Source organism: Trujillonella humicola, assembly GCF_046233715.1.
Lineage (GTDB): Bacteria > Actinomycetota > Actinomycetes > Mycobacteriales > Geodermatophilaceae > Trujillonella > Trujillonella humicola.
The window spans coordinates 1-6,255 of record NZ_JBJNRJ010000099.1 but is presented as its reverse complement, the minus strand read 5'-3'; the positions used below and the strand labels follow the sequence as shown (position 1 = coordinate 6,255).

The window sequence follows — 6,255 nt, the reverse complement described above, 5'->3', positions numbered from 1 at the left end:
GCGTCCTCTACGACGAGGGCGTCCACCAAGCCAACCGCAACCGAGCCCTCGGCAACGCCGCCTGAGCCGGTGGTTGACAGAGGGTGTCTCACCGGGCCATCCTGCCCCGGCGGAGCAGCCGGCCGAGCGGGCTCCCGTCGGCCTCCTGCCCGCGCAGCCAGGTCCGCCGCACCACACCGAGGAGCTCCCGGCCGGCATAGGGGGTCACCGGGTTGCGGTGCAGCAGCCGCTCGACCGTCCAGCGCTCGTCGGGGGCGAAGGCCACCAGGTCGGCGTCCTTCCCGACGGCGATCGCCCCCTTCCCCGGCAGCCCGGCCTGGCGGGCCGGCGCCCCGGACATCCAGCGCACCACGTCGGCGAGCGGTACCCCGCGGGCCCGCGCGCCGCTCCACACCGCCGGCAGCCCGACCTGCAGCGAGGCGATCCCGCCCCAGGCCAGCCCGAAGTCGCCGACGTCCAGGCGCTTGAGCTCCGGGGTGCAGGGCGAGTGGTCGCTCACCACGAGATCGACGTCGCCTGCGGCCAGCGCCGCCCAGAGCGCCTCCCGGTGCGACACCTCCCGGATCGGCGGGCAGCACTTGTAGGCGGTGTCGCCGTCGGGCACGTCCTCGGCGGCGAAGGTCAGGTAGTGCGGGCAGGTCTCGACGGTGATCCGCACGCCCTCGGCGCGGGCGGCGCGCAGCAGCGGCAGGGCCTCGGCGTCGGCCAGGTGGACGACGTGGCTGCGCGCGCCGGTGTCCCGGGTGGCGGCCACCAGCCGGCCGATGGCGGTCTCCTCCGCGGCGGCCGGCCGGGAGGCGAGGAACGCGGCGTAGCTGGCGCCGGCGGGCCCGGGGGCGGCCGCGATGACGTCGGCGTCCTCGGCGTGCGCGATGAGCAGCGCGTCGAGGCCGGCCAGCTCGGCGAGCGCGGCGCGCAGCCCGGCGTCGTCCAGCGGCGGGAACTCCGGGACGCCGGAGTCGAGCAGGAAGCACTTGAAGCCGACCACGCCGGCCTCGTGCAGCGGCCGGAGCTGGTCGAGGTTGCCGGGCACCGCGCCGCCCCAGAAGGCGACGTCGACGGCCACCTGTCCCTGCGCCGCCTCCCGTTTCACGTGCAACGCCTCGAGGGTGGTCGTGGCCGGCACGGAGTTCAGCGGCATGTCCACGATGGTCGTCACCCCGCCGGCGGCCGCGGCCCGGGTCGCGCTGGCGAAGCCCTCCCACTCCGTGCGGCCGGGCTCGTTGACGTGCACGTGGCTGTCGACGAGGCCGGGCAGCAGCACCTCGTCGTCGGCCAGGGTGACTGCGCCGGCGGGGGCGTCGTCGTAGGCGGTGACCGCGGTGACGACGCCGTCGGCCGTGTGCACCGCCGCGGCCCGCTCGCCGCCGGGGAGCACCACCCGCCGGGCCCGCACGACCAGGGGGCTCACGCGACCTCCTCTCCCGCGCCGGCCACTGCCACCAGCGCACGGTCCACCCGGTGCAGCTCGCTCCCCCAGGCGGTGGCCGACCAGCCGCCGTCCAGCGGCAGCCGGACCGCATCGTCCCCCGTGGCGACCGGCAGCGCCTCGTCGATCGACACGGTGGCGGCGTAGGCGCGCGGGGTGACCGGCGGGAGCCAGCCGGGCGCCCCCGGGCCGAGCGCCACCGTGGTGTGCAGCAGCGGGATCCCGCCGCGCTCGACGCGGGTGGTGCCGCTCCAGCGGCCCGGCTCCTCGCCCGTCCGGCCGAGCAGCACCCGCTCGGCCGCCAGGAGCGTCGCCCCCTGGGCCAGCCGTGCCACCAGCTCGGCGCGGTGGTGGGCCCCGGTGGCGACGACGGTCGGCTCGGGCGCCAGCGTCAGCGACCCGCGGACCTCGGCGTGCACGCGCTGCACCGAGGGCGCCTCGCCCGCGCGCGCCGGCAGGGCCACGGCCGCGGCGACCGAGTGGACGCTCAGCCGCGCCCCCTCCTCGACGACCAGCGACACCTCGGCGTCGTCCCCACCGAGCGGGCCGAACGTCGTGGCGACCAGGTGCACGCTCGACGGTCCGGTCCGCCGCACGGCGAGCTGGCCGCTCGCCCGCACCACCGGCAGCACGGTGCGGCCGCCCGGCCCGGGCCGGGCGACGACCTCGACCCGCGTGATCACGTCGTCTGCAGCGCCCGGGCCCTGAGCTGCTCGCGCACCCACTCGGCCACCGGCGCGGCCGTGGGGTCCTCGCGCAGCGAGATCAGCAGCGTCGGCTTGTCCCCGCGCACCACGGCGGAGTCCCGGCGCATGACGTCGAGGTCGGCGCCCACCAGCGGGGCGAGGTCGGTCTTGTTGACCACCAGCAGGTCGCTCGCGGTGACGCCCGGCCCGCCCTTGCGCGGCACCTTGTCCCCGCCGGCGACGTCGATGACGAAGATCTGCACGTCCACCAGGCCGTAGCTGAAGCTCGCGGTCAGGTTGTCGCCGCCGGACTCGACGAGCACGAGCTCCAGCCCCGGGTGGCGGGCCTCGAGCAGCTCCACGGCGTCGAGGTTGGCGGTGATGTCGTCGCGGATCGCGGTGTGCGGGCAGCACCCGGTCTGCACCGCCTCGATCCGGTCGTCGGGGAGGACGGCGTGGCGGCGCAGGAAGTCGGCGTCCTCGGTCGTGTAGATGTCGTTGGTGACGACGGCGAGGTCGTGCTCGGCGCCCAGCGTGCGGCACAGCGCGGCGGCCAGCGCGGTCTTGCCCGAGCCCACCGGACCGCCGAGGCCCACCCGCAGCGGGCCGCCGTGCCGATGCCCGTGCTCGTAGGGGTCGACGTAGTCGGTGAGGTCGTGGTCAGGCGGCATGCGAACTCCCGGTGGTCGTCATGATGCGAAGTAGCGGTCCCTTCGGGCGAGGTGGACCTCGGCGAGGAGGTCGAGCAGGGGGTCGGTGTCGGCGGGCAGGTCTCCGCCGAGATAGCCACTTCGGCGGGAGGCCTGCTCGCCGAGACGGGCGCTCCGGGTGGCGACGGCGTCCACCTCGGGCGACAGCCGCGCGGTGACGGCGGCAACGGTGAGCGGGTCCATGGCCAGCAGGCGCTGGGCGGCGGTGGCCGGCCCGCTGATCGACAGGTAGGCGGCGGCCGCGGCCGCGTCCCGGGCGGACAGCCCGCCCGCCGCGGCGGCCACGCCGAGGGCGATCGGGTGGTGCGGGGCAGCAGGGAGCGCGTCCCACCGCGGTGAGGGCCAGGCCCGCCGCGCCACCCGCACCAGCCCCCGGCCCTGCTGCCGGGAGGCCGCGCGCAGCGCCGGGGACGGCGTCCGGGCGTCGCACTCGGCGTCGAGGAGCGCGAGGTCGACGCCGGCGCAGGCGGCCGCGGCCAGACCCGCCGCCACGGCACCGGCCGTCTGCAGGCGACGCAGCAGGAAGGCCGCCAGCGATGCCGGGTCGGTGACGTGGCCGGCCGCGATCGCCTGCTCGACACCGCCGGAGTGGGTGTGCCCGCCGGCGGGCAGCCGCGAGTCGGCCAGGGTCAGGAGGGCGGCGGTCATGCTCAGAAGAGGAAGTACCGCTGCGCCATGGGCAGCTCGCGCACCGGCTCGGGCTCCCACACCTCGCCGTCCACGGTCACCGTGAAGGTGTCGGGGTCGACCCGGATGTCCGGGAGCGCGGTGTTCTCGGGCATGTCGGCCTTGCTGAGCCCGCTGGTGTCGGTGACCGCGGCCAGCCGCCGGTCGACCGCGAGCCGGTCGGCGAGGCCGGCCTCGAGCGCGGCCGGGGCCACGAAGTGCACCGAGGTCTGCGCCGGCACCCGCCCGTAGGCGCCGAACATCGGCCGCGGCAGCACCGGCTGCGGCGTCGGGATGGACGCGTTGGCGTCGCCCATCTGCGCCCACGCGATCATGCCGCCCTTGAGGACGGCGTGCGGCCGGACGCCGAAGAGCCCCGGGTCCCACAGCACCAGGTCGGCGAGCTTGCCCGGCTCGACCGACCCGACCTCGCCGTCGATGCCGTGCGCCACCGCCGGGCAGATCGTGTACTTGGCGACGTACCGGCGGGCGCGCAGGTTGTCGGCACCGCCGTCGCCGGGCAGCGACCCGCGCTTGCGCTTCATCACGTGCGCGGTCTGCCAGGTGCGCATCACGACCTCGCCGACCCGGCCCATCGCCTGGGCGTCGGACCCGATCATCGAGATGGCGCCGATGTCGTGCAGCAGGTCCTCGGCGGCGATCGTCGTGGGTCGGATCCGGCTCTCGGCGAAGGCCAGGTCCTCGGGCACGGAGCTGTCCAGGTGGTGGCAGACCATGAGCATGTCGAGGTGCTCGTCGAGCGTGTTCACCGTGTGCGGCCGGGTGGGGTTGGTGCTGCTGGGCAGCACGTTGGGGTGCCCGGCGACGGTGATGATGTCCGGCGCGTGCCCGCCCCCGGCACCCTCGGTGTGGTAGGCGTGGATGCTCCGGCCGGCGATGGCGGCCAGGGTGTCCTCGACGAAGCCGGCCTCGTTCAGGGTGTCGGAGTGCAGGGCCACGGGGACGCCGTGCTCACCGGCCACGGTCAGCGCCGCGTCGACGGCGGCGGGCGTGGAGCCCCAGTCCTCGTGCAGCTTGAACCCGCTGGCGCCCGCGCGCAGCTGCTCGACCAGCGAGGCCCGCGACACGGTGTTGCCCTTGCCGAGCAGGGCGACGTTGACCGGCAGCGGGTCCATCGCCTCGAGCATCCGGGCCAGGTACCAGTCGCCCGGGGTGATGGTCGTGGCCTTGGACCCCTCCGCCGGACCGGTGCCGCCGCCGATGAGCGTGGTCACGCCCGAGCCCAGCGCCGTCGGCACGATCTGCGGGCAGATGAAGTGCACGTGGCAGTCGATCCCGCCGGCGGTGAGGATCCGCCCGTTGCCCGCGAGCACCTCGGTGCCGGGCCCGATGACGAGGTCGGGGTGGACGCCGTCCATCGTGTCCGGGTTGCCGGCCTTGCCCAGCGCGACGATCCGGCCGTTCCGGATGCCGACGTCGGCCTTGACGATCCCCCAGTGGTCGAGCACCACCGCGCCGGTGATCACCAGGTCGGGCGCGCCCTCCGCGCGGGTGGCCCGGCCCTGGCCCATCGACTCGCGGATGACCTTGCCGCCGCCGAACACGGCCTCCTCACCGGCCCGGCCGGGACCACCGCTGCGGTCCTCCTCGACCTCGATCAGCAGGTCGGTGTCGGCCAGCCGGATGCGATCACCCGTCGTCGGGCCGTAGAGCTGCGCGTAGCGCTCGCGGGACAGCTGCACCATCAGCCGAGGCCCCCTTCTGCGGTGAGCCCGGGGACGGCGCGGGCGCCGGCCAGCGGCACGAGGGTCACCGTGCGGGTGATCCCCGGCTCGAAGCGGACGGCGGTCCCGGCGGCGATGTCGAGCCGGTGACCGTGCGCCGCGCCCCGGTCGAAGCGCAGCGCCGCGTTGGTCTGGGCGAAGTGGAAGTGCGAGCCGACCTGGACCGGCCGGTCGCCGGTGTTGGTGACCTCCAGCTCGGTCCGCGGCGCGCCGGGCAGCGTCTCGATCGTCCCCTCGGCGGGGATCACCTCGCCCGGGATCACGGGATGGGGGAGTGGACGGTCACCAGCTTCGTCCCGTCCGGGAAGGTCGCCTCCACCTGCACCTCCTCCATCAGCTCGGGGACCCCGTCCATCACGTCGTCACGGGTGAGCACGGTGCGGCCGCTCTGCATGAGCTCGGCGACCAGGACGCCGTCCCGGGCACCCTCGAGCACGTGGTCGGTGACGATCGCCGTCGCCTCGGGCAGGTTGAGCCGCAGACCCCGCGCCCGGCGGCGTCGCGCCAGCTCGGCGGCGTAGGAGAGCAGCAGGCGTTCCTGCTCGTGCGGGGACAGGTGCACGCGGGGACCTCCGGATGTCGGCGGAGCCCGGACGCTAATACGGGCTCGTGACAACCGTGTTGCGGCACCTGGACGCCGGGGGCCACCGACCCGGGGGAAGGAGGCGCCGGCCCCGTGCCCGGCCGGCCGCACCGCCCCCGGCGAGACGGCGACGTCGCCGGCTCAGGTGCGCAACCCCCGACCGCCTTGCGTAACCGTGACGGAGGAGGGCGCACCCTCCCCGTGCCGTCCGCCGTCCGCCTCGCGGGAGGCGGGCTCACGTCGCGGTACGGGCGCGGCTGTGCCGCGTCGGCGCTCACGTCACGGTCGACCAGGACGCGCCCGGTGGGCAGATCCGGTGGGCGGTGACCGGGGGAATGCAGAAAGGGCCCCAGCCGTGTGGCTGGGGCCCTTTCTGGAATGGTTGTCCGGCGGTGTCCTACTCTCCCACCCCGTCTCCAGGGCAGTACCATCGGCG

Annotated in this window: 7 protein-coding genes; all 7 read right to left on the bottom strand. The window is 75.6% G+C overall.

The genetic code is table 11. From position 1 onward, the window contains the following. Positions 1-88: 88 nt before the first annotated feature. The 7 genes from allB to ACK586_RS25025 are packed head-to-tail and all read right to left on the bottom strand — an operon-like array spanning position 89 to position 5,798. Positions 89-1,411 (bottom strand): allantoinase AllB, encoded by a 1,323-nt coding sequence (gene allB / locus ACK586_RS25055; RefSeq protein ID WP_409333252.1) that lies wholly within the window; start codon positions 1,409-1,411, stop codon positions 89-91. Further along, a complete protein-coding gene (locus tag ACK586_RS25050; protein ID WP_409333251.1) occupies positions 1,408-2,112 on the bottom strand; it encodes an urease accessory protein UreD in 705 nt (234 codons plus the stop codon). Before ACK586_RS25050 ends, allB begins: the two co-directional genes overlap by 4 nt. Then, positions 2,109-2,786, bottom strand: coding sequence for an urease accessory protein UreG (gene ureG / locus ACK586_RS25045; RefSeq protein ID WP_409333250.1), 678 nt, complete (start codon positions 2,784-2,786; stop codon positions 2,109-2,111). Before ureG ends, ACK586_RS25050 begins: the two co-directional genes overlap by 4 nt. An 18-nt stretch (positions 2,787-2,804) precedes the next feature. Further along, a complete protein-coding gene (locus ACK586_RS25040) occupies positions 2,805-3,473 on the bottom strand; it encodes an urease accessory protein UreF (RefSeq protein ID WP_409333249.1) in 669 nt (222 codons plus the stop codon). Positions 3,474-3,475: 2 nt separating this feature from the next. Further along, on the bottom strand, positions 3,476-5,197 hold the full coding sequence (locus tag ACK586_RS25035; protein WP_409333248.1) for an urease subunit alpha: 1,722 nt from the start codon (positions 5,195-5,197) through the stop codon (positions 3,476-3,478). Then, positions 5,197-5,499, bottom strand: a complete 303-nt coding sequence (locus ACK586_RS25030) for an urease subunit beta (protein WP_409333247.1) — start codon at positions 5,497-5,499, stop codon at positions 5,197-5,199. The genes ACK586_RS25035 and ACK586_RS25030 overlap by 1 nt, the downstream gene beginning before the upstream one ends. Continuing rightward, positions 5,496-5,798, bottom strand: coding sequence for an urease subunit gamma (locus tag ACK586_RS25025; protein WP_409333246.1), 303 nt, complete (start codon positions 5,796-5,798; stop codon positions 5,496-5,498). Before ACK586_RS25025 ends, ACK586_RS25030 begins: the two co-directional genes overlap by 4 nt. Between the last annotated feature and the right edge of the window lie 457 nt (positions 5,799-6,255).

What these genes read in the sequence shown, in the direction of transcription:
- ACK586_RS25035 (WP_409333248.1), bottom strand. Translation starts at nt 5,197, where the DNA reads ATGGTGCAGCTGTCCCGCGAGCGCTACGCGCAGCTCTACGGCCCGACG.
- ureG (WP_409333250.1), bottom strand. Translation starts at nt 2,786, where the DNA reads ATGCCGCCTGACCACGACCTCACCGACTACGTCGACCCCTACGAGCAC.
- ACK586_RS25040 (WP_409333249.1), bottom strand. Translation starts at nt 3,473, where the DNA reads ATGACCGCCGCCCTCCTGACCCTGGCCGACTCGCGGCTGCCCGCCGGC.